The 21,756-nt window shown below is 57.7% G+C and carries 11 protein-coding genes, 2 tRNA genes and 4 rRNA genes; 9 read left to right on the top strand and 8 right to left on the bottom strand.

The genetic code is table 11. The features are described 5' to 3' along the window. Positions 1–2 precede the first annotated feature (2 nt). A complete protein-coding gene (gene lapG / locus JFU48_RS06400; RefSeq protein WP_201136107.1) occupies positions 3–695 on the bottom strand; it encodes a cysteine protease LapG in 693 nt (230 codons plus the stop codon). Positions 696–889: 194 nt separating this feature from the next. Between lapG and JFU48_RS06405 the strand changes: the two genes are divergently transcribed. From JFU48_RS06405 to JFU48_RS06425, 5 genes are all read left to right on the top strand, one after another. Beyond that, a complete protein-coding gene (locus JFU48_RS06405; protein ID WP_201136108.1) occupies positions 890–1,600 on the top strand; it encodes an FCD domain-containing protein in 711 nt (236 codons plus the stop codon). Between the two features lie 767 nt (positions 1,601–2,367). Further along, the gene (locus JFU48_RS06410; protein ID WP_003220443.1) at positions 2,368–3,144 is read left to right on the top strand and encodes a DUF3050 domain-containing protein; all 777 of its coding nucleotides are present in this window, start codon (positions 2,368–2,370) and stop codon (positions 3,142–3,144) included. Continuing rightward, positions 3,141–4,070, top strand: coding sequence for a diiron oxygenase (locus JFU48_RS06415; protein WP_003220441.1), 930 nt, complete (start codon positions 3,141–3,143; stop codon positions 4,068–4,070). The genes JFU48_RS06410 and JFU48_RS06415 overlap by 4 nt, the downstream gene beginning before the upstream one ends. A 13-nt stretch (positions 4,071–4,083) precedes the next feature. Beyond that, complete coding sequence (locus JFU48_RS06420; protein ID WP_201136109.1) at positions 4,084–7,476, top strand: non-ribosomal peptide synthetase; 3,393 nt, start codon at positions 4,084–4,086, stop codon at positions 7,474–7,476. A gap of 24 nt (positions 7,477–7,500) precedes the next feature. Next, positions 7,501–7,968, top strand: coding sequence for an SRPBCC family protein (locus JFU48_RS06425; protein ID WP_201136110.1), 468 nt, complete (start codon positions 7,501–7,503; stop codon positions 7,966–7,968). A gap of 146 nt (positions 7,969–8,114) precedes the next feature. Here the strand turns inward: JFU48_RS06425 and JFU48_RS06430 are convergent, their stop codons facing one another. After that, positions 8,115–9,995 (bottom strand): methyl-accepting chemotaxis protein, encoded by a 1,881-nt coding sequence (locus JFU48_RS06430; protein ID WP_003220435.1) that lies wholly within the window; start codon positions 9,993–9,995, stop codon positions 8,115–8,117. Between the two features lie 312 nt (positions 9,996–10,307). Here JFU48_RS06430 and JFU48_RS06435 point away from each other — a divergent pair, with 312 nt between their 5' ends. From JFU48_RS06435 to JFU48_RS06450, 4 genes are all read left to right on the top strand, one after another. Then, positions 10,308–10,808: a sigma-70 family RNA polymerase sigma factor gene (locus tag JFU48_RS06435; RefSeq protein ID WP_201136111.1), complete on the top strand. Its 501-nt coding sequence runs from the start codon at positions 10,308–10,310 to the stop codon at positions 10,806–10,808. Then, entirely contained in the window at positions 10,808–11,809 is a 1,002-nt protein-coding gene (locus tag JFU48_RS06440; RefSeq protein WP_201136112.1) for a FecR domain-containing protein, read from the top strand. The genes JFU48_RS06435 and JFU48_RS06440 overlap by 1 nt, the downstream gene beginning before the upstream one ends. A gap of 87 nt (positions 11,810–11,896) precedes the next feature. Further along, a complete protein-coding gene (locus tag JFU48_RS06445; protein WP_103486138.1) occupies positions 11,897–14,398 on the top strand; it encodes a TonB-dependent siderophore receptor in 2,502 nt (833 codons plus the stop codon). 75 nt (positions 14,399–14,473) lie between these two features. Next, the gene (locus JFU48_RS06450; protein ID WP_201136113.1) at positions 14,474–15,652 is read left to right on the top strand and encodes a PepSY-associated TM helix domain-containing protein; all 1,179 of its coding nucleotides are present in this window, start codon (positions 14,474–14,476) and stop codon (positions 15,650–15,652) included. 65 nt (positions 15,653–15,717) lie between these two features. Here JFU48_RS06450 and rrf (JFU48_RS06455) read toward each other — a convergent pair. The 6 genes from rrf (JFU48_RS06455) to JFU48_RS06480 form a co-directional block, all read right to left on the bottom strand. Then, positions 15,718–15,833: ribosomal RNA gene (gene rrf, locus JFU48_RS06455) — 5S ribosomal RNA — on the bottom strand. Between the two features lie 105 nt (positions 15,834–15,938). Continuing rightward, positions 15,939–16,054: ribosomal RNA gene (gene rrf, locus JFU48_RS06460) — 5S ribosomal RNA — on the bottom strand. Between the two features lie 155 nt (positions 16,055–16,209). Then, a 23S ribosomal RNA gene (locus tag JFU48_RS06465) occupies positions 16,210–19,101 on the bottom strand. Positions 19,102–19,338: 237 nt separating this feature from the next. Continuing rightward, positions 19,339–19,414 (bottom strand) — tRNA-Ala (locus tag JFU48_RS06470). 9 nt (positions 19,415–19,423) lie between these two features. Further along, a tRNA-Ile gene (locus JFU48_RS06475) sits at positions 19,424–19,500 on the bottom strand. A 124-nt stretch (positions 19,501–19,624) separates the two neighbouring features. Beyond that, a 16S ribosomal RNA gene (locus JFU48_RS06480) occupies positions 19,625–21,161 on the bottom strand. The 16S, 23S and 5S rRNA genes sit together here with 2 tRNA genes alongside, the layout of an rRNA operon. Positions 21,162–21,756 lie beyond the last annotated feature (595 nt).

Genomic DNA, 21,756 nt, shown 5'->3' on the forward strand with positions numbered 1-21,756 from the left:
TCCTAGTTAGTCGTTTCGACCGGGAAACCTTCGGCCTGCATTTTTCTCAACACATCCTGCCAGCGCGACAGGCGTTTGGTGTCACCGACCCTTTTGTTGCCCTTGGCCCCCGGCAGGTACAGACCTTCGGCATTGAAAGAGTAGACCGGCAGCAAATCGGTTCGCCGCGACGCCGGCTGGATCTGATCGATCAGGCTGTCGAGCACCAGTGGCATGGCATCGGGGGTGGCGTAGTAAGTCAGCACCATGTGCGCGCGGTTCTGGCGCAGTGCCTTGACGTAGGTGATGCGCAGCTTGTCACTGGATACCCCGAGATGGCGCAGGCTGAAATACTTGGCGATCGCATAGTCTTCGCAATCGCCGGCGCCTTTCCACAACGCCTCGATGGGCGTCTCCCAATAATCGACCTGCCCCCACAGATCGATGTCCTCTACATAGCGCATCTGCTTGTTGAAAAACAGGTTCACCACCTTGAGCTTTTCCATCTCGCTGACCTGTTTCTGCGTCGCCAGCAGATTCTGCCAGGCATCGATCCGCTGCTGCCCGGCACCCAGCGGGCCGTACAGCGCCGTGGCCTTGCGGCTGATCGCGGAAAAATCCCAATCGGCATGCAGACCGCCCAGCATGACGCCGGCCAGCAACAGTGCACAGCCTAGCCAGCGCAAAGTCCGGGGGATCGCGAAACGTACCGCCACAGCAGGTTTCCAGGAGGCAGGAAGGAAAGCGTTTGATGGTGAAGCTTAGCCGGACAAAAAACAATGGCACACTGAGATCATCGCCAGCGCGCTAAACTTCGCACAGGATCGCCGCTTCACACGGTTTGACAACCTGTGGAGCAATCACTAGTGTCCTTGGATCCAAATTCCGTCTTCATTCAGGGTGAGTAGTTGTGACACAGAAGCCCAAACCGCTGCACAGCATCAAAGTCGACGGGCCGATTCCCGCACACCTCGCCCGTTCGATCATCGAAGAGACCTTGCGCTCGGCGATCCTTGACGGTCGTTTGCCATGCGGCACCGCCCTGCGTCAGCAGGACCTGGCCGACCTGTTCGGGGTCAGCCGCATGCCGGTGCGCGAGGCTCTGCGTCAGCTGGAGGCCCAGGAGCTGCTGAGTGTCACCACCCACAAGGGCGCTGTGGTTGCCCCGCTGATTCAAGGCGACGCCACCGAAACCTACGAGTTGCGGATCCTGCTCGAATCCGAAGCCATGCGCCAATCGATCCCGCTGCTGACCAGCGCCGATCACGCACGCGCCGCCAGCTATATCGAAGAGCTCGAGACCCAGCACGACTACGGCGAAATCGGTCGGCTCAATCGCCTGTTCCACATGGCCTTGTACAGCAAGGCCCCGAATCAGCGGCTGCTGCGACTGGTCGAAGACGGCCTCAACGAGGAGGAGCGCTTTCTGCGTTTCAACCTTGAAGCCATGGGCCTGGGCAAGTTGTCCCAGGAAGATCACCGCGCCATGCTCCACGCGGTGATCGAGCGCGATGTCGAGCTATCGGTGAAGCTGCTCACGCAACACCTCAACCGTGGCGTCGACGTGATCACCCGTTACCTCGCCAGCTCTGCCGGACAAAACCGCAAGGCCGTACGCTGATTCCCTTTCTGCCGGTCTCTGCTCTTCACGCCTGACCGGCGAATAACCCGCTTACAAATCCTCTCTGCGCTCCGCCGCAAATCTGCTGGCGGATCGGCCTGTTCGCTCTAACCTCCCAGCGCCCATATGCCCGGCATTGCAGCTCGCTGCGGACGAATCGGTCATAGCCGTCCTGCCAATTTACCCGCACTCTTTAACGGCCAACCCATGAAGAACGGGCGACGCTCCGCACCGCCGGCGCAGTCCCCGCACCAGGAACCTACGGAAGGAGCCTTGCCACGGGATAAAAGGAAGTTACGGCGCCGTTTCCGGCCAACTTTCATTCCTATACATCACTTCAATCTTTGCATCGGAAAGTTGCTTTGAGTGAGGCATTCACTCTTGTCTTCAATTTTGGCCATTATTTGCCGAAAGGAGCAACTACGCCCAAGTAAAACTGAAATCAAAAGTTTTACCGGGCCAACTCATACTTGAAAAACACACAACTAAAAATAATTAAAAATAAACTTGTTAAGTTATTTGACGATGTATTAGCTTTTCCTCGCCGAGCGGGTTCAACCCGCAAACACGGCACGGCTCCGCAGTCAGCCAATAGCTTTGGCAAATAGTCGCCAACGCATGGCCGAGAGCCTTTCATGCACTTTGCAAACTTTCATTAATCCGAATGAGGCCCGCACTCGCCAATAGAAAACATTTCAAATTTATCAAGTCCGCGTTGATGCACTGAACGAGCAACTCCCTCTATTCCAATAACACCGAGGTTCGCCATGATGCCAACTAAAGAACAACTCGCCCTGAAAAAAGCTCAATTGAGCGTTCACCCGATCTTTACCGAAATCGATTCGTTATCGGTACTGCGCCGGTTCATGGAGTCTCACGTCTTCGCCGTGTGGGATTTCATGTCGCTGACCAAACGCCTGCAACAGGAACTGACCTGCACCCGCCTGCCATGGCTGCCGCCACGCGATCCGCATGCTGCGCGGCTGATCAACGAGATCGTGCTTGGCGAAGAGTCGGATGATCGTCCCGCCCACGGCCATTACAGCCATTTCGAGCTGTACCTGGACGCCATGCGCGAAGTCGGTGCGAGCACCACGGCGGTCGAGCGGTTTGTCGCGCTGCAACAGGAAGGCGTGAGTTACGACGTCGCTCTGCAGAGTGTCGAGGTCGATCCGGCAGCAGCGAAATTTGTCCGCGAGACGCTAAACACCGCGCTGCATGCGCCAGGCCACAGCGTGGCCGCCGCGTTCCTGCATGGCCGCGAGAGCGTGATCCCGCCAATGTTCCAGCGCATCCTCGATGACTGGGGGATCGGCATCGAACAGGCACCAACCTTTCGCTATTACCTGGAACGCCACATCGAGGTCGACTCCGAGGATCACGGCCCGGCCGCCGAGCAATTGCTTGAGCGCCTGGTCGATGGCGATCCGCAGCGTGAAGCCGAGGTCTACGCCAGCGCCATCGCGGCCGTGGAAAGCCGCATCGCCCTGTGGGACGGCCTGCGTCTGAGCATGCGTGAACCCTTGGCGGAGGTGGCCCAATGAACGCCGCCGACTATCAATCCTTCGCCGACGCCTGGGAAACCCGCGCCACCATCCGCACCCGGCCACGGCGTGTTCTGGAAGACGATGAACGCCTGATCTATCCGTTGAGCCGCCAGCCCCTGGTGCTCAGCGAAACCTTCCTGCGCGAGTGCCCGCAGCAGCGTGATTTTGCGTTGGTGCAGACGCTGTACAAGTTCATCAACGACGTGGTGATTTTCGAGACCGAAATCGTCGACCAGACCGCCCGCGCCATCGCCAAGAATCGCTTCGCCGTACCCTTCCCGTTCGCCTGTCGCTACGACGCGATGACCGTGGTGGTGGACGAGGATTATCACGCACTGGTGGCGATGGATTTCATGCAGCAGACCGTGGCCATGACCGGCATCGAGCCGATCGAACTGCCTGCTGAAATCGAACTGAGCCGGGCGATTCCCGCCGCTGTGGCTCTGGCGCCCGAGCACCTGCGCAGCGCGGTAGAACTGATCTGCGTGGCCATCGCCGAAAACACCGTGACCGGCGATGTCGCGGCGTTCGCTCGCGACGACACGGTCAAGCCGTCGATCAAAGGCCTGATGGCCGATCACTTGCTCGACGAGGGTCGGCACTCCAGCTTCTGGGCGCGCATGGTGCGCATCTATTGGCATACCGCCAATGACGCGGACCGGGAAACCATTGCGCAGATCCTGCCGGTGTTCATCGGCCATTACCTGACCAATGACATCCAGAAGTCCTTCGATCTGCGCCTGATCGACGCCTTGCCGGTCAGTGATGCGATCCGCCGCTCGCTCAAGGACGAAATGGCCGGGCTGGCCTTCCCGATCAATCGCCACCATCCGCTGGTGGGCAACATCGTGCGTTTTTTCCACAACAGCTCGCTGCTCGACACGCCCTGCGTGCAGCACGCCCTGCGTGACTATCTGGTGTGATGAGGAGGCCGACATGAGACGTCTCGACATTTTGCTGATTGGCGCCAGCCAGGCCATGACCGACCTGGCACAGGAACTCGAACAACACGGTCACTCATTGATGCGCAGCGGCGCCGCGCAATCGACAGTGGATCTGATCATCGACGATGGCTTCATCGGCGCCGGCGATCGCTGTGCAATCCCCCATCTGCATCTGCGCCTGGGTATCGGAAGGCAAAGCATTGGTGGTTTGCCGACACTCGACCTGCTGTGTTTCATCGGCTCGTCACTGATCAGCCGCGTGCCGATTGGCGAGGAGCCGTCCGGCAACGGTCAGGCACTGCGCCAGCGAGTGCTGACACAGTTGGTTGACGAAGTCGCGCTGCTGGTCAGCCGCTTCTCCCGCGATGCCGGGTACTTCCAGCAGGCATCGCCGGCCACGGCGCCGGACTTCGAGCAGGTGGAAGACCTGTCGTTTCTCGACAGTCTGGCCTACGTCCATCGCCTCAACGCCACGGCGCATCCGGCATTGTTGCAACAGGCGCAGACACCGCTGATCGAGCGACTGCAACAGAGCCTGATCGAACACGCCGAGCGACCGGCGCTGCATCTGGCCGAGCAGTCGCTCAGCTACCGCCAGTTGCACGCCCACAGCCGTGCGATCCAGCAACGCCTGCAACCGCTGCTCGAGCAGCATCCGCAGCCGTGGATCGTGGGTATCTGCCAGCCGAAAAGTCCGGCGCTGTTCGCCTCGATTCTGGCGGTGCTCGGCAGTGGCGCGGTGTATCTGCCGCTGGAGCCGAGCCATCCGTTGCAGCGCCAGCAATACATCCTGCAAAACGCCGGCGCGGTGTTGTTGCTGCACGACGGCGAGCACCCGCTCAGCGAGTCAATGCCCGGGCTGGATGTCAGTCGTATCGACAGTGCCGACGCCGATCTCGACCTGCCGTTGATGCGTCAGCGACTGACGCTTGAAGCGCCATGCATGGCGCTCTACACCTCGGGCACCACCGGCCATCCGAAGGGCGTGCTGCTGAGCCAGGCGAACCTCGCCCACTTCACGGCGTGGTACGCCGATTACGTGCAGTTGCGCGCCGAGAGTCGGGTCTTGCAGTTCTCTTCGCTGAGCTTCGACTCATCGCTGATCGATATCTTCCCGAGTCTGCTGCAGGGCGCCGAACTGGTGGTGCCCGACGACACCCAACGCCGCGATCCACTGCAACTGGTGGCGCTGATCCGCCGCCGACAACTGACCCACGCGTTCCTGCCGCCGGCGCTGCTGAGCATCCTGCCGCTGGAGCAACTGCAAGGCGTGGAGGTGATGACCGGTGGCGACGTCTGCGAGCCTTTCGTCATCGAGCAACTGACCCGGCAGGGCAAGCTGCACAACCTCTACGGCCCCACCGAGGCGACGGTGCTGATCACGGCTCGCCAGCTCCAACCGGGTGACAGCAACCGCACCCTCGGCGCACCGATTGCCAACAGTCAGGTGCTGATTCTCGATGACGACTTGCAACCGGTGCCGGAGAACACCGTCGGCGAATTGTTCATCGTCGGTCCCGGCGTCTGCCTCGGTTATCTGAACAACCCGCAGCAGACCGCCGAGCGCTATCTCACCTTGCAACTGCCAAACGGCCAAGCGTTGCGCGCGTACCGCAGCGGCGACATGGCCAAGTGGGGCGAGCACGGTATCGAGCTGTGCGGACGGCGCGACAATCAGGTAAAGATCCGCGGTTTCCGGGTCGAGCCGGAAGAGATCGAGCGCTGCCTGCGCGAGAGCCAGTTGTACCGTCAGGTGGCGGTGGTGATCGACAGTCAGCGGCGGATTCTGGCGTTCCTTGCGCAGCCGCAATCGGACGCTGCCCGCGATCTGTTGAAGGCGCATGCCCAGCAGTTTTTGCCGGACTACATGCAACCGGTGGCCTGGACTGAACTGGCGCAGATGCCGTTCGCCAGCAACGGCAAGGTCGACCGCAAGGCATTGCTGGAGCTGCCGGTGAGTGTGCAGGACAGCGGCCCGAAATGCCTGCCGGCAAACGCCGACGAAGCGCTGCTGCTGGAGATCTGGGCGGAACTGCTGGAGCTGCCGAGCAGCGATATTTCCACCGACGAAAGCTTCTTCAATCTCGGTGGACATTCGATTCTGCTGTCGCGGATGTTGCTGCGCTTGCGTGAGGAGTTCGGGCGCAGCATCTCGATCAACCGCTTCATCGAACTGCCGACCATAATCAAACTCGCGACGCTGGTGCGCGGCACCGATGACAGCGCGGTGCTCAGCGCCCAGGCCATGGCCGACGCCGAGCGCCCGCTGAACATCGAGCCGCTGCCGATCAGTCGTCTGGGCGATGTGCACAAGGTGATCGTCACCGGCGCCAACAGTTTCGTCGGCGTGCACATCGTCGAAGCGCTGCTCGGTTGGGGCGCCAGCGAGGTGGCGTGTCTGGTGCGTGATGGTGGCGGGCAAACGGCGGCGCAGCGTTTTGCTCAGGCATTGCGCGAGAACCGTCTCGAGCACCTGGATCTGAGTCGGGTGCGGATCTATTCGGCAGACCTCACCCGCCCGCAACTGGGCCTGGCCGACGACGATTATCAGCGCCTCGATCGCGAGTTCGGCGCACTGGTGCACAACGCCGCCAACGTCAACCACGTGCTCGATTACGAGTCGCTGGCAGCGGATAACGTCGAGCCGATTTTCGAGCTGCTGCGCCTGTGTGAAGGACGCAGCAAAAAGGTCTTCAACTTTGTCTCGACGCTGTCCGCTTCAAGCACCGTCGATGGCGAAGGCCGAGTGCTCGAATTGCCTGCCGCGCCGACCCCGCCGATCTACATCCGCAACGGCTACAACCTGTCGAAGTGGGTCGGCGAGCGCGTCCTCGAACGGGCGCGCGAGCGGGGGGTGTGGGTCAACCTGTATCGCCCCGGCAACATCAGTTTCAACAGCCTGAGCGGCGTCTGCCAGCCGCACAAAAACCGTTTGATGCTGATGCTCAAAGGCTCGATCCAGCTCGGTCAGGTGCCGGCCTTCGCGCTGAATTTCGACCTGATGCCGGTGGACTTTCTAGCGCGTTTCATCGCCTTCCACGCCAGCCGTTATTCGACCGAGCGCGCGGTGTTCAACCTGCACAACCCCGAACCGCTGAGTTGGGATGCCTACGTCGCCTCGTTCCGCGAAACCGGCAGTGAATTCTCGCTGGTAAGCGTCGCCGACTGGCAGCAGCAACTGGGCCGGGTCGACACCGACAACGCGCTGTTTGGCGTGCTCGGTTTCTACCTCAACGGCTTCGAGGAGGACATTGGCGACATCTCCCTGATCGGCCACGCCAACGCCGAAGCCGGCGTGCAACAGATGGGCGCGCACTACCCGGAAAAATCCCCGGCGTTGCTGCGTCGCGGCTGCGATTACCTGAAAGAAATCAACTTCATCTGATTCATCCAAAAAAGGAGCAACACCATGAGCACTCTGCAACCGGACACCCTGATCAAAAACCCTCACGGCTGCCATGTCATCTCTTCGGTGGAAGTGCCGGCGGACGCCGCGCAGGTCTGGGCGGTGGTCGGCAATTTCGCTGGCTTCGACCGCTTCATCCCGGCGCTGTCGCACATCGAAATGACCGGCGAAGGCGTGTCCTCGCTGCGCAAGAAATTCTTCAAGGACGGCAACGTGGTGGTCGAGCAACTCAACTCCCGCGATGAGCAGGCACGGGCCATGACCTGGACCACGATCTACAACACCTTGGGTGTGGCCAATCTGTGGGCGGCGATGAATGTGGAATCGTTGGGCGCAGGGAAGTCGCGGGCGACCTGGACGATCATTGCCGAGCCGGCTTCAGGTGGGGAGGAAGCACTGCCGGGGTTCAAGGATTTCGTGCAGGGGTTTGCCGATGATGCGATGGGGAATGTGTTGAAGCTGTTTGTTTAAGGCTTCAGTTCTGCGGTGATTGAGCTACCGCCTTCGCGAGCAAGCCCGCTCCCACATTTTGATTGCATTCCTTCAAGAGGAACACGGTCAACCTGTGGGAGCGGGCTTGCTCGCGAAGAACGATAACGCGGTCTTCAATCTGCGGATCAGATCTTGAAGCTGTCCACCAGTTGCTTCAGGCGGTTGGCCTGCTGCGACAACGCATCACAGTCCTTCAATGTTTCATTGAGGTTGGCCACGCTCTGCTGGTTCAGCAGGTTGATCTGGTTGACGTCGACGTTGAGGGTTTCCACCACGGCGGTCTGCTCCTCGGTTGCAGCGGCCACCGACTGGTTCATGCCATCGATTTCGCCGATGCGCTGGGTCACGCTGACCAGGCGCAGACCGGCCTGGTTCGCCACTTCCACGCTCTCTTCGCTGGACGCCTGACTGGCGTTCATGGTGGTCACCGCTTCACGGGAACCGACCTGCAAGGAGGTGATCATCTTGTGGATCTCTTCCGCCGATTCCTGGGTGCGATGGGCGAGGTTGCGCACTTCGTCCGCCACCACCGCAAAACCGCGTCCGGCTTCACCGGCACGTGCCGCTTCGATGGCCGCGTTGAGCGCCAGCAGGTTGGTCTGCTGCGAGATGCCTTTGATCACATCGAGGATGTGGCCGATGTTGTCGGTACTGGCGTTGAGTGTTTCGATCTGCGTGCACGACAGGCTGATCTTCTGCGACAGCTCGGTCATCGCCTGAATGGTCTGCTCGACCACCTGACGACCGTCATCGGCCTGCTCGCTGGCGCCGCTGGCGTGCTGCGAAGCATCGGCGGCGTTGCGGGCGATTTCCTGAGTGGCGGCGCCCAACTGGTTGATCGCGGCGGCCACGCTGTTGGTGCGCGCGCTTTGTTCGTCGGAACCGATGATCGAGGCGTTGGACGAGGCCATCACGCGTTGCGACAGGTCGTGCACGTGACGCGTGGCCGAGGACACTTCGGAAATCGACGCGTGAATACGCTCGACGAACTGGTTGAACGAGCTGCCCAGTTCAGCGAACTCATCCTTGCCTTCCACGACCAGACGCCGGGTCAAGTCACCTTCGCCCTGGGCGATGTCCCGCATCGCGCGGCCCATGGTGGTCAGTGGACGCATCAGGACGTTGATCAGCAGACTCAGCAGCAGCGCAATCGCAGCGACCGCGACGAACATCGCGATCAGCGCCGAAGTACGGAACTGGCTGAGGGCGGCGTAGGCCTTGTCGCGATCGATCGACAGACCGATGTACCAATCGGCATTCGGCAAGTCGCTGACCGGAGTGAACGACAGAATGCGTTCCTGACCGTTGAGCACCACGTTCTGGTTGCCCTTCTCGATGCGCACACCGGAATTCGGGTAGATGTCCTTGAGGTTCTTCATCACCTGGTCTTTGTCCGGGCTGACGATCACTTGACCGTCACCGCTGACCAGGAATGCGTGGCCGAGGCCACCGAAGTCCACCGAGTTGATGATCTTTACCAGGGTTTCCAGGCTCAGGTCACCGCCGACCACCCCCAGCAGCTCGCCACTCTTTTTCACCGGCATGGCGATGGTCACCACCAGACCACCGACCGCGGCCATGTACGGCGGGGTCAGCATGGTTTTGTCGGCAGCAACGGCTTGCTTGTACCAAGGACGCTGACGCGGGTCGTAGCCGTCGGGCATCTTCGCGTCAGGGCGCTGGGTGAACACACCGTTGGCCTGACCGACGTAGGTGAACTGGAAGTTCGAGGTGAAGGCCGGTTGATCGACCAGCCCAGGGAAGTCGGCGTCCTTGCCTTGATGGGCAACGTTCTGCGCGAGGTTTTCCAGCACCAGAATTCGCCCGCTCATCCAGTTCTGCACGCTGCTGGCGGTCAGATCGCCGGCCTGCTGCACAGACGACTGGAGGTTCTGGCGAATGGTGTTGCGCTGCAGATAGTCGTTGTAGAGGGTGAACAAAGCGAAAGCCAGGACCACGACGCCCGAGGCGGCCAACAGGATTTTATGGCTGAACTTGAGATTCATTTCATGGGACTTCTTATGCAAAAGTGGGGATGCGTTCCGGGATGCAACATTCCATGTACAGCGCAGGCAGCGTTCTGATGGCCGCTCTACTTTGGTGCACGCATGTCTCACCAGTCTGTCGGCACGGTTCGCAGAAATCTTAGGGTTGTGTGGGAAATGCACGGCATTTCTGACAGATTCCCGCCGAACGGCGTGCCAGAGCGTTCGCTATAAAGTTTTTTATGCTGGTTATCCGAGCGGAGGTTGCAAAATTCACCGCCCTTGATAAAAATGCGACTAATTATCATTTGTGACGTTCGGGCTGTCGCGTTCATGTCCTCACCTGAGTTTGCAGTGCAGGCGCTTTACAGTAGTCATCACGGCTGGCTCAACGCCTGGCTGCGAGCACGGCTGGGCAATGCCGCAGATGCGGCGGATCTGGCTCAGGACACCTTCGTACGCCTGCTACAACGTACCGAAAGCCTGGAGCTCAAGGCGCCCCGCGCATTTTTACGCACTATCGCTCGCGGCCTGGTGATCGACCATTGGCGTCGTGAAGAAATCGAACGCGCCTATCTCGAAACCATCGCCCACTTGCCCGAAGCCGAAACCCCGAGCGCCGAAGCCCGCGCGTTGGTGATCGAGCTGCTCGAAAGCATCGCGCGCATGCTCGAAGGATTGCGGCCGAAAGTCCGTCAGGCATTTCTGCTGGCGCAGTGCGAAGGTTTGACGCACAAGCAGATCGCCGAACAGCTGGGCTTGTCTCTGCGCTCGGTGGAGCGTTACGTCGCCGATGCGCTGTATCACTGCTACGTGTTGCGGTACGACAGCTGATGCCTGTGGATAACCTCTCGACCGGGCGACGCGCCGAACCGCCGCAACAGGTGGTCAAACAAGCCATTCACTGGCTGCTGCGGCTGCGCAACAACCATGGCAATGCGCGCCTGAGTCGCCAATGCGAAGCGTGGCGCGCCGAACATCACGAGCATGAACTGGCGTGGCAGCGCGTGCAGTCGCTGCAGGCCGAACTGAGCCACAACCTGCGCGCCGTGCCCGGCGCACAGGTGGCGTTCAATACCCTGGAAAACAGTGCGCAGGGGCTGGGGCGGCGGCAGGCCTTGAAGCTGCTGTCCGGCGCGGTGCTGATGGGTTCCGCCGCATGGCTGGCCAAGGACACCGCCGTCTGGCAGCAGTGGCGCGCCGACTACGCTACGGCGACCGGCGAGCGTCGCGGCTTCCAGTTGCCCGACGGCACGCGGATCGAGCTGAACACGGCCAGCGCCGTGGATCTGGATTACACCGCGCAGCAGCGGCTGATCAAACTCACCCGTGGCGAAATCATCGTCACTTGCGGGAGTAATGATGAAGGCGCGGCATTCAACCGGCCGCTTCGCGTGCAAAGTCGCCATGGCACTTATGAGCCGGCCAATGCCCGCTTCATCCTGCGCCAGGAAAACGATTGCACGCGACTGAGCGTCAGCTCCGGGCGCGTCGCCATCCACAACGGCGGAGCTTCGGTTGAGGCTCTCGCCGGACAGACCTTTCTGATCGATCACCATCAGGTGCGCCCTGCACCTCCACTGGATATGGACGTGGGCGCCTGGGTCGATGGTTTGATCGTGACCCGCAACATGCGCCTGGGCGATTTCCTCAATGAAGTCGGACGTTATCGTCAGGGCTTCGTGACGTGCACGCCGCAGGTGGCTGATCTGCGCCTGTCCGGTGTGTTCCGCCTGGAGGACACCGACAAGCTGCTGGCAATCCTGCCGCAGACTTTGCCGGTGCAATTGCGCTATCGCACCCGTTGGTGGGTAACGCTTGAGGCTGTGGCCTGAAATTATTTTGGCGGGTTTTCGCGACAAGTCCGGCTTGGTCAGTAAGCACTTCAACTCAGCCTTTGCGACTGCCTACGGAAACCTACAATGACTGTCCGCCTCACCTGTAAGAACTCGCTGAACTTCACTGCCGAATCGGGCCTGCTGGGGCACGCCATTCGCGCTGCCCTGCTGTCCACCGTTCTGGGCGCCGGTGTGCTGCCAGGCCTGAGCCTCGCCGCCAATGCCAGTGAAGCGAGCAGTCATCGCTACAACATCACCGCCGGCCCGCTGGGCGAAGCGCTGAACCAGTTCGCGCGTCAGGCGGGCATCACCTTGTCGATGACCCCGCAGCAAACGCAGGGGCGGCAGTCTCCGGGCGTACAGGGCGAATATTCCACCGATCAGGCGTTGAGCCATTTGCTGGGCGGCTCGGGTCTGGAAGCGGTCAGCCAAGACGGAAACAGCTACATCCTGCGTTCAATCAGCGAACCCGAGGCGCTGGCACTGCCAACCACCGACATCAAAGGTTTCGCCCTCGGTAACGCGCTGGGCAGCATGGAAGGCTACAACGCCACACACAGCCAGATCGCTACCAAAACCAGTACCGCGCTGCTGGAAACCTCGCAAAGCGTATCGGTGGTGACCCGCGAGCAAATGGACGATCAAGGCTCACAGACCGTCTCCCAGGCGATGCGCTATACCCCCGGCGTGCTGACCAACCCTTACGGCGCGACTCATCGCTACGACTACGTGGCGATGCGCGGTTTCAACGATGGCTCGGTGGACAACATCTACCTCGACGGCCTCAAGTCGATGGGCGACAGCGGCACCTACAGCACCATGCAGGTCGATCCGTATTTCCTTGAGCGTGTGGATATTCTCAAAGGCCCGTCGTCGGTCTTGTATGGCCGCAGCTCGCCCGGTGGCCTGGTGGCGCTGACCAGCAAAAAGCCGTTGTACGAGGCCTATCATCAGGTTCAGGCCACGGTTGGCACCCAAGGTCAGCGCGGTGTCGGTTTTGACTTCAGCGGTCCGGTCGATGACGACAAACGCATTGCCTATCGTCTGACCGGTTTGACGGATCAGTCCGACACGCAGTTCGACCACAACAAGGAAAAACGCTTCGCCCTCGCACCGACCCTGAGCATCGACTTCAGCGAAGACACTTCGCTGACGCTGCAGGCGTATCTGCAGCACGATCCGGATGGCGGCTACCACGGTGGCGTGCCGGCGGATGGCACGATTCATCAGCGCAACGGCAACCGCATCTCGCCGCACTTCTTCGAGGGGGAGCCGGGGATTGACGGTTACTCGCGGGATCAGCAGTCGTTCGGCTATCAGTTCGAACATCGCTTCAACGATGTCTTCACGGCGCGGCAGAATTTCCGTTACCTCGACTCCAAGGTCAACATGGATCAGGTCTACGCCTACGGCTGGACGACGCCAACCAGCAACGAACTGAACCGCTACTACACCGGCGGCGATGAACGCCTGCATGCGTTCATCGTCGACAACATGCTGCAGGCCGAATTCTTCACCGGTGCCACCAAGCACACCGTATTGATGGGCGCCGATTATCAACGGCGCAAAACCGTGGTCGACTGGACCAGTGGCGGCTTGGCCCCGATCAACGCGTTCAACCCGGTCTACGGCAATTCGGCGATCGATATGTACGGCGACACCAGTTACCTGCGGCGCCTGGAGCAGACCGGCGTGTACCTGCAAGACCTGATCGAGATGGACCAGTGGCGCTTCTCGCTGGGTCTGCGCCAGGACTGGGTCGAGACTTCGGATGAGAACCGTATCGCCGAAGCAGGCCGTCCGGTCGGTACTGAAATCAATGACCGGCGCACCAAACTGACCGGCCGTGCAGGCGCGTTGTATCTGTTCGAGAACGGCCTGGCGCCGTACATCAGCTACTCCGAGTCGTTTAACCCGAACTCGTATGCCGACAGCGCTGGCAATCCTCTGCCTCCGACCGATGGCACACAGTGGGAAGTCGGCCTGAAGTATCAACCGCCGGGCACCGACAACCTGTTCACCGCCTCGCTGTTCCGGATCGATCAGGAAAATCTGGCGACCAAGCTGCCTCAGGAAAATTTCTACCGCGCGGTGGGCGCTGTCCGCTCGCAAGGCCTGGAGCTGGAAGCGCACATGCAGTTGACCGACAACCTGAAAGTGCTCGGCAGCTATACCTTCACCGATATCGAGTACTCGAAGTCGATGGTCAGCACTCTGAGCACGCCGACCGCCGTGATCGAGAACAAAGGCAACTCGCCGACCCAGGCGCCGCGGCATATGGCGTCGTTGTGGGCTGACTACAAGTTCGACAGCGCGGCGCTCGATGGCCTGCGTCTGGGCGGTGGTGTGCGTTATGTCGGTTACAGCTGGGCGGATGCGGAGAACACCCTGAAGGTGCCGTCCTACACACTGTTCGACGCATCGATCGGCTATGACCTGGGCAAGGTCGGTTTGAAAGGTGTCGACGTGCGTCTGAACGCGAACAACCTGACCAACGAATCCTACGTGGCCTCCTGCGCGAGTCTGAACTTCTGCTACATGGGCGAAGAGCGCAACGTCGCTGCCACGGTCAGCTACCAGTTCTAAACCTTTGCCTTGTGCATAAAAAAGCCAGCCTCTGTTTTCAGGGGCTGGCTTTGTCGTCTCTGTGGGGAACATTTCATGCGCGCATTGTTGGTGTTGTTGCATCGCTATATCGGGTTGGCGACGGCGGTGTTTTTGCTGCTGGCCGGGATCACCGGAAGCATTCTTGCGTTCAATCATGAGTTGGATGAGTGGCTGAATCCGCAGTTCTACGCGGCGTCATCTGAGGGGCAACGATTGCCTCCCGGGACCTTGGTCGACGCGGTGCAAACCTCGCATCCGAAGTTGCAGGTCTGGTACATGGAGTATCCGCAGGAGGCGGGACATACCGCCATGTTGGCGGCGGTGCCGCGCAATGATCCGGCGACCGGCAAACCGTTTGATGAGCGCAATCAGGTGTTCTATCTGGACCCGGTAAATGCCGAGCAGAAGGGCCAACGTTACTGGGGTGAATGCTGCTTTGCGCGGGAGAACTTCATTCCGTTCATTTTTGAGTTTCATTACAACCTGACGTTGCCCGGCAACTGGGGCCTGTGGTTGATGGGCCTGGTTGCCATCGCCTGGGTAATCGATTGCTTCATTGCGCTGTGGCTGACGCTTCCCCGTGGCAAACCGTTCTGGAAAAAGTGGTCGTTGGCCTGGAAGATCAAGGGCGGGCACGCTTATCGGCTCAACTTCGATCTGCATCGCGCGGGGGGATTGTGGCTGTGGTTGTTGTTGCTACCGATCGCGGTCAGCAGTGTCGCGATGAACTTGCCCAGTCAGGTCTTCAAACCGGCGGTGTCGCTGTTTTCACCGATCGAGCCGAGCGTTTATGAGGCCCGAGGGCGAATGCCTCCGTCGGCGTTGGGGGTGACGCAGTTGAGTTATCAACAGGCGTACGAAAGGGCATTGCTGGAGGGGAAGAGGTTAGGACTGACAGCGGCGATCGGGGAGTTGTATTACAGCTTTGAGTACAACTTCTACGGCGCAGGATTCGGGCATCACGACACTGAAGCGCATGGCAAATCCTGGTTGTTCTTCCACGGTACTGACGGGCGATTATTAGGTCAGGAAATTGCCGGACAAGGGACGCTGGGGGAACGATTTTACCGCTTGCAACTACCGATACATGGCGGACGGATCATCGGCTTCACCGGGCAAGTAATCATCGCAGTATTGGGGGTTCTGATCGCGGGGCTATCGGGGACTGGCGTCTACATCTGGTGGCGCAAGTGGCAGGCCCGGCGCATCAGCAAGGCTCGCAAAGCGGCCTGAGTTTTGGGAGCCCTGAAACGACAAAACCCCTGTCTGCGTTAGCAGACAGGGGTTCTGGAATTTAATCTTGACGATGACCTACTCTCACATGGGGAAACCCCACACTACCATCGGCGATGCATCGTTTCACTTCTGAGTTCGGGATGGGATCAGGTGGTTCCAACGCTCTATGGTCGTCAAGAAATTCTGTATCTGGCCCGTCAACACGGTAACGTGCCAGCAAAATCGGTGACTTCTACTAAAACAAAACCCCAACTGCTTTCGCAATTGGGGTTTCGGAATTTAATCTTGACGATGACCTACTCTCACATGGGGAAACCCCACACTACCATCGGCGATGCATCGTTTCACTTCTGAGTTCGGGATGGGATCAGGTGGTTCCAACGCTCTATGGTCGTCAAGAAATTCGGGTACTGACTCGTGACCTGTTGGCCTCGCTTCAGCAAATCGGGTATGTGATACAGGTGTCTTGTGAGCATCGCGAACTTTCGGTTCATTGCGTCTTCACACACCGCAATCTGATGCTCTCTCGAGTAGTCAAATTGCTTGGGTGTTATATGGTCAAGCCTCACGGGCAATTAGTATTGGTTAGCTCAACGCCTCACAGCGCTTACACACCCAACCTATCAACGTCGTAGTCTTCGACGGCCCTTCAGGGAACTCAAGGTTCCAGTGAGATCTCATCTTGAGGCAAGTTTCCCGCTTAGATGCTTTCAGCGGTTATCTTTCCCGAACATAGCTACCCGGCAATGCCACTGGCGTGACAACCGGAACACCAGAGGTTCGTCCACTCCGGTCCTCTCGTACTAGGAGCAGCCCCTCTCAAATCTCAAACGTCCACGGCAGATAGGGACCGAACTGTCTCACGACGTTCTAAACCCAGCTCGCGTACCACTTTAAATGGCGAACAGCCATACCCTTGGGACCGGCTTCAGCCCCAGGATGTGATGAGCCGACATCGAGGTGCCAAACACCGCCGTCGATATGAACTCTTGGGCGGTATCAGCCTGTTATCCCCGGAGTACCTTTTATCCGTTGAGCGATGGCCCTTCCATACAGAACCACCGGATCACTAAGACCTACTTTCGTACCTGCTCGACGTGTCTGTCTCGCAGTCAAGCGCGCTTTTGCCTTTATACTCTACGACCGATTTCCGACCGGTCTGAGCGCACCTTCGTACTCCTCCGTTACTCTTTAGGAGGAGACCGCCCCAGTCAAACTACCCACCATACACTGTCCTCGATCCGGATAACGGACCTGAGTTAGAACCTCAAAGTTGCCAGGGTGGTATTTCAAGGATGGCTCCACGCGAACTGGCGTCCACGCTTCAAAGCCTCCCACCTATCCTACACAAGCAAATTCAAAGTCCAGTGCAAAGCTATAGTAAAGGTTCACGGGGTCTTTCCGTCTAGCCGCGGATACACTGCATCTTCACAGCGATTTCAATTTCACTGAGTCTCGGGTGGAGACAGCGCCGCCATCGTTACGCCATTCGTGCAGGTCGGAACTTACCCGACAAGGAATTTCGCTACCTTAGGACCGTTATAGTTACGGCCGCCGTTTACCGGGGCTTCGATCAAGAGCTTCGCGTTAGCTAACCCCATCAATTAACCTTCCGGCACCGGGCAGGCGTCACACCCTATACGTCCACTTTCGTGTTTGCAGAGTGCTGTGTTTTTAATAAACAGTCGCAGCGGCCTGGTATCTTCGACCGGCATGAGCTTACGGAGCAAGTCCTTCACCCTCACCGGCGCACCTTCTCCCGAAGTTACGGTGCCATTTTGCCTAGTTCCTTCACCCGAGTTCTCTCAAGCGCCTTGGTATTCTCTACCCAACCACCTGTGTCGGTTTGGGGTACGGTTCCTGGTTACCTGAAGCTTAGAAGCTTTTCTTGGAAGCATGGCATCAACCACTTCGTCACCCAAAGGGTAACTCGTCATCAGCTCTCGGCCTTAAGATCCCGGATTTACCTAAGATCTCAGCCTACCACCTTAAACTTGGACAACCAACGCCAAGCTGGCCTAGCCTTCTCCGTCCCTCCATCGCAATAACCAGAAGTACAGGAATATTAACCTGTTTTCCATCGACTACGCTTTTCAGCCTCGCCTTAGGGACCGACTAACCCTGCGTCGATTAACGTTGCGCAGGAAACCTTGGTCTTTCGGCGTGGGTGTTTTTCACACCCATTGTCGTTACTCATGTCAGCATTCGCACTTCTGATACCTCCAGCAAGCTTCTCAACTCACCTTCACAGGCTTACAGAACGCTCCTCTACCGCATCACTTACGTGATACCCGTAGCTTCGGTGTATGGTTTGAGCCCCGTTACATCTTCCGCGCAGGCCGACTCGACTAGTGAGCTATTACGCTTTCTTTAAAGGGTGGCTGCTTCTAAGCCAACCTCCTAGCTGTCTAAGCCTTCCCACATCGTTTCCCACTTAACCATAACTTTGGGACCTTAGCTGACGGTCTGGGTTGTTTCCCTTTTCACGACGGACGTTAGCACCCGCCGTGTGTCTCCCATGCTCGGCACTTGTAGGTATTCGGAGTTTGCATCGGTTTGGTAAGTCGGGATGACCCCCTAGCCGAAACAGTGCTCTACCCCCTACAGTGATACATGAGGCGCTACCTAAATAGCTTTCGAGGAGAACCAGCTATCTCCGAGCTTGATTAGCCTTTCACTCCGATCCACAGGTCATCCGCTAACTTTTCAACGGTAGTCGGTTCGGTCCTCCAGTCAGTGTTACCTAACCTTCAACCTGCCCATGGATAGATCGCCCGGTTTCGGGTCTATTCCCAGCGACTAGACGCCCTATTAAGACTCGCTTTCGCTACGCCTCCCCTATTCGGTTAAGCTCGCCACTGAAAATAAGTCGCTGACCCATTATACAAAAGGTACGCAGTCACCCAACAAAGTGGGCTCCCACTGCTTGTACGCATACGGTTTCAGGATCTATTTCACTCCCCTCTCCGGGGTTCTTTTCGCCTTTCCCTCACGGTACTAGTTCACTATCGGTCAGTCAGTAGTATTTAGCCTTGGAGGATGGTCCCCCCATATTCAGACAAAGTTTCTCGTGCTCCGTCCTACTCGATTTCATGACCAAGAGATTTTCGCGTACAGGGCTATCACCCACTATGGCCGCACTTTCCAGAGCGTTCCGCTAATCTCAAAGCCACTTAAGGGCTAGTCCCCGTTCGCTCGCCACTACTAAGGGAATCTCGGTTGATTTCTTTTCCTCAGGGTACTTAGATGTTTCAGTTCCCCTGGTTCGCCTCTTGCACCTATGTATTCAGTACAAGATAACCATCTTATGATGGCTGGGTTCCCCCATTCAGACATCTCCGGATCAAAGTCTGTTTGCCGACTCCCCGAAGCTTTTCGCAGGCTACCACGTCTTTCATCGCCTCTGACTGCCAAGGCATCCACCGTATGCGCTTCTTCACTTGACCATATAACCCCAAGCAATCTGGTTATACTGTGAAGACGACATTCGCCGAAAATTCGCAAAACTCTTAAGAGTCACTCACAAATTTTACCTTAGCCTGATCCGTTACCAGTGAAAGTAACGTTCAGTCTATCTTTCTATCACATACCCAAATTTTTAAAGAACGATCTAATCAAAGACTAGAAATCAATATTCACACCGGAATATTCATTTCTAAACTCTAACAAGCAGAAGCAGTTAATGGTGGAGCCAAGCGGGATCGAACCGCTGACCTCCTGCGTGCAAGGCAGGCGCTCTCCCAGCTGAGCTATGGCCCCATACAAAATTGGTGGGTCTGGGCAGATTCGAACTGCCGACCTCACCCTTATCAGGGGTGCGCTCTAACCAACTGAGCTACAGACCCAATTTCGAGCGCGTAACTGATTAGCTAAGAGCTATCAGCTTGGAGCTTAAAGCTGCTTCTATCGTCTTCTTCAATGAATCAAGCAATTCGTGTGGGAACTTATGGAGCAGCTGATGTCGTCGATTAAGGAGGTGATCCAGCCGCAGGTTCCCCTACGGCTACCTTGTTACGACTTCACCCCAGTCATGAATCACACCGTGGTAACCGTCCTCCCGAAGGTTAGACTAGCTACTTCTGGTGCAACCCACTCCCATGGTGTGACGGGCGGTGTGTACAAGGCCCGGGAACGTATTCACCGCGACATTCTGATTCGCGATTACTAGCGATTCCGACTTCACGCAGTCGAGTTGCAGACTGCGATCCGGACTACGATCGGTTTTGTGGGATTAGCTCCACCTCGCGGCTTGGCAACCCTCTGTACCGACCATTGTAGCACGTGTGTAGCCCAGGCCGTAAGGGCCATGATGACTTGACGTCATCCCCACCTTCCTCCGGTTTGTCACCGGCAGTCTCCTTAGAGTGCCCACCATAACGTGCTGGTAACTAAGGACAAGGGTTGCGCTCGTTACGGGACTTAACCCAACATCTCACGACACGAGCTGACGACAGCCATGCAGCACCTGTCTCAATGTTCCCGAAGGCACCAATCCATCTCTGGAAAGTTCATTGGATGTCAAGGCCTGGTAAGGTTCTTCGCGTTGCTTCGAATTAAACCACATGCTCCACCGCTTGTGCGGGCCCCCGTCAATTCATTTGAGTTTTAACCTTGCGGCCGTACTCCCCAGGCGGTCAACTTAATGCGTTAGCTGCGCCACTAAGAGCTCAAGGCTCCCAACGGCTAGTTGACATCGTTTACGGCGTGGACTACCAGGGTATCTAATCCTGTTTGCTCCCCACGCTTTCGCACCTCAGTGTCAGTATCAGTCCAGGTGGTCGCCTTCGCCACTGGTGTTCCTTCCTATATCTACGCATTTCACCGCTACACAGGAAATTCCACCACCCTCTACCATACTCTAGCTTGCCAGTTTTGGATGCAGTTCCCAGGTTGAGCCCGGGGATTTCACATCCAACTTAACAAACCACCTACGCGCGCTTTACGCCCAGTAATTCCGATTAACGCTTGCACCCTCTGTATTACCGCGGCTGCTGGCACAGAGTTAGCCGGTGCTTATTCTGTCGGTAACGTCAAAACAGCAAAGTATTAATTTACTGCCCTTCCTCCCAACTTAAAGTGCTTTACAATCCGAAGACCTTCTTCACACACGCGGCATGGCTGGATCAGGCTTTCGCCCATTGTCCAATATTCCCCACTGCTGCCTCCCGTAGGAGTCTGGACCGTGTCTCAGTTCCAGTGTGACTGATCATCCTCTCAGACCAGTTACGGATCGTCGCCTTGGTGAGCCATTACCTCACCAACTAGCTAATCCGACCTAGGCTCATCTGATAGCGCAAGGCCCGAAGGTCCCCTGCTTTCTCCCGTAGGACGTATGCGGTATTAGCGTTCCTTTCGAAACGTTGTCCCCCACTACCAGGCAGATTCCTAGGCATTACTCACCCGTCCGCCGCTGAATCCAGGAGCAAGCTCCTTTCATCCGCTCGACTTGCATGTGTTAGGCCTGCCGCCAGCGTTCAATCTGAGCCATGATCAAACTCTTCAGTTCAAACATCTTTGGGTTTTTAAGAAACCCTAAACTTGGCTCAGCAATCGTTGGTTACATCTTTGATTTCTCGCGGAGTAACTTGTGATGCTGATAATCTTGTTGACTATCAGTCTGACTCCACAAGCACCCACACGAATTGCTTGATTCAGTTGTTAAAGAGCGGTTGGTTAAGATCTTTTGTCTCAACCGAGGCGCGCATTCTACAGCAGCCTCATTTGCTGTCAAGTGATTATTTTCAGAAGTTTTCGAAGATTTCTTCAACAACTTCAACCACTTGCGCTTCCGATCTCTCGTTAGCGGGAGGCGAATTCTACAGCGTTACACGCTGCTGTCAACACCTCTTTTTCTCCGCTTTCGACCGAGAAGATCGAACCGTCAAAAGAGCCAAACATCACCGCTCTTTCAACTCCTTCCAGGCTTCGATGAACTGAAGCAAGCCGCTGTCGAAAACTGCTTAACTCATTGAATCTCAAGGAGTTTTCCGTTTCGACTGCGCCGGAAGTGGGGCGAATTATAGACCTCCAGAATCTGCCGTCAACCGTTAATTTCAGTTTTCTTTCAACAACTTACGGATCGGTTAAAAAACATACAAACC

The sequence above is a fragment of the Pseudomonas sp. TH49 genome, assembly GCF_016650625.1.
Classification (GTDB): Bacteria; Pseudomonadota; Gammaproteobacteria; order Pseudomonadales; family Pseudomonadaceae; genus Aquipseudomonas; species Aquipseudomonas fluorescens_H.

Coding starts and splice junctions, on each gene's coding strand:
- JFU48_RS06410 (WP_003220443.1), top strand. CDS start 2,368: ATGATGCCAACTAAAGAACAACTCGCCCTGAAAAAAGCTCAATTGAGC.
- JFU48_RS06415 (WP_003220441.1), top strand. CDS start 3,141: ATGAACGCCGCCGACTATCAATCCTTCGCCGACGCCTGGGAAACCCGC.
- JFU48_RS06420 (WP_201136109.1), top strand. CDS start 4,084: ATGAGACGTCTCGACATTTTGCTGATTGGCGCCAGCCAGGCCATGACC.
- JFU48_RS06425 (WP_201136110.1), top strand. CDS start 7,501: ATGAGCACTCTGCAACCGGACACCCTGATCAAAAACCCTCACGGCTGC.
- JFU48_RS06430 (WP_003220435.1), bottom strand. CDS start 9,995: ATGAATCTCAAGTTCAGCCATAAAATCCTGTTGGCCGCCTCGGGCGTC.
- JFU48_RS06435 (WP_201136111.1), top strand. CDS start 10,308: ATGTCCTCACCTGAGTTTGCAGTGCAGGCGCTTTACAGTAGTCATCAC.
- JFU48_RS06440 (WP_201136112.1), top strand. CDS start 10,808: ATGCCTGTGGATAACCTCTCGACCGGGCGACGCGCCGAACCGCCGCAA.
- JFU48_RS06445 (WP_103486138.1), top strand. CDS start 11,897: ATGACTGTCCGCCTCACCTGTAAGAACTCGCTGAACTTCACTGCCGAA.
- JFU48_RS06450 (WP_201136113.1), top strand. CDS start 14,474: ATGCGCGCATTGTTGGTGTTGTTGCATCGCTATATCGGGTTGGCGACG.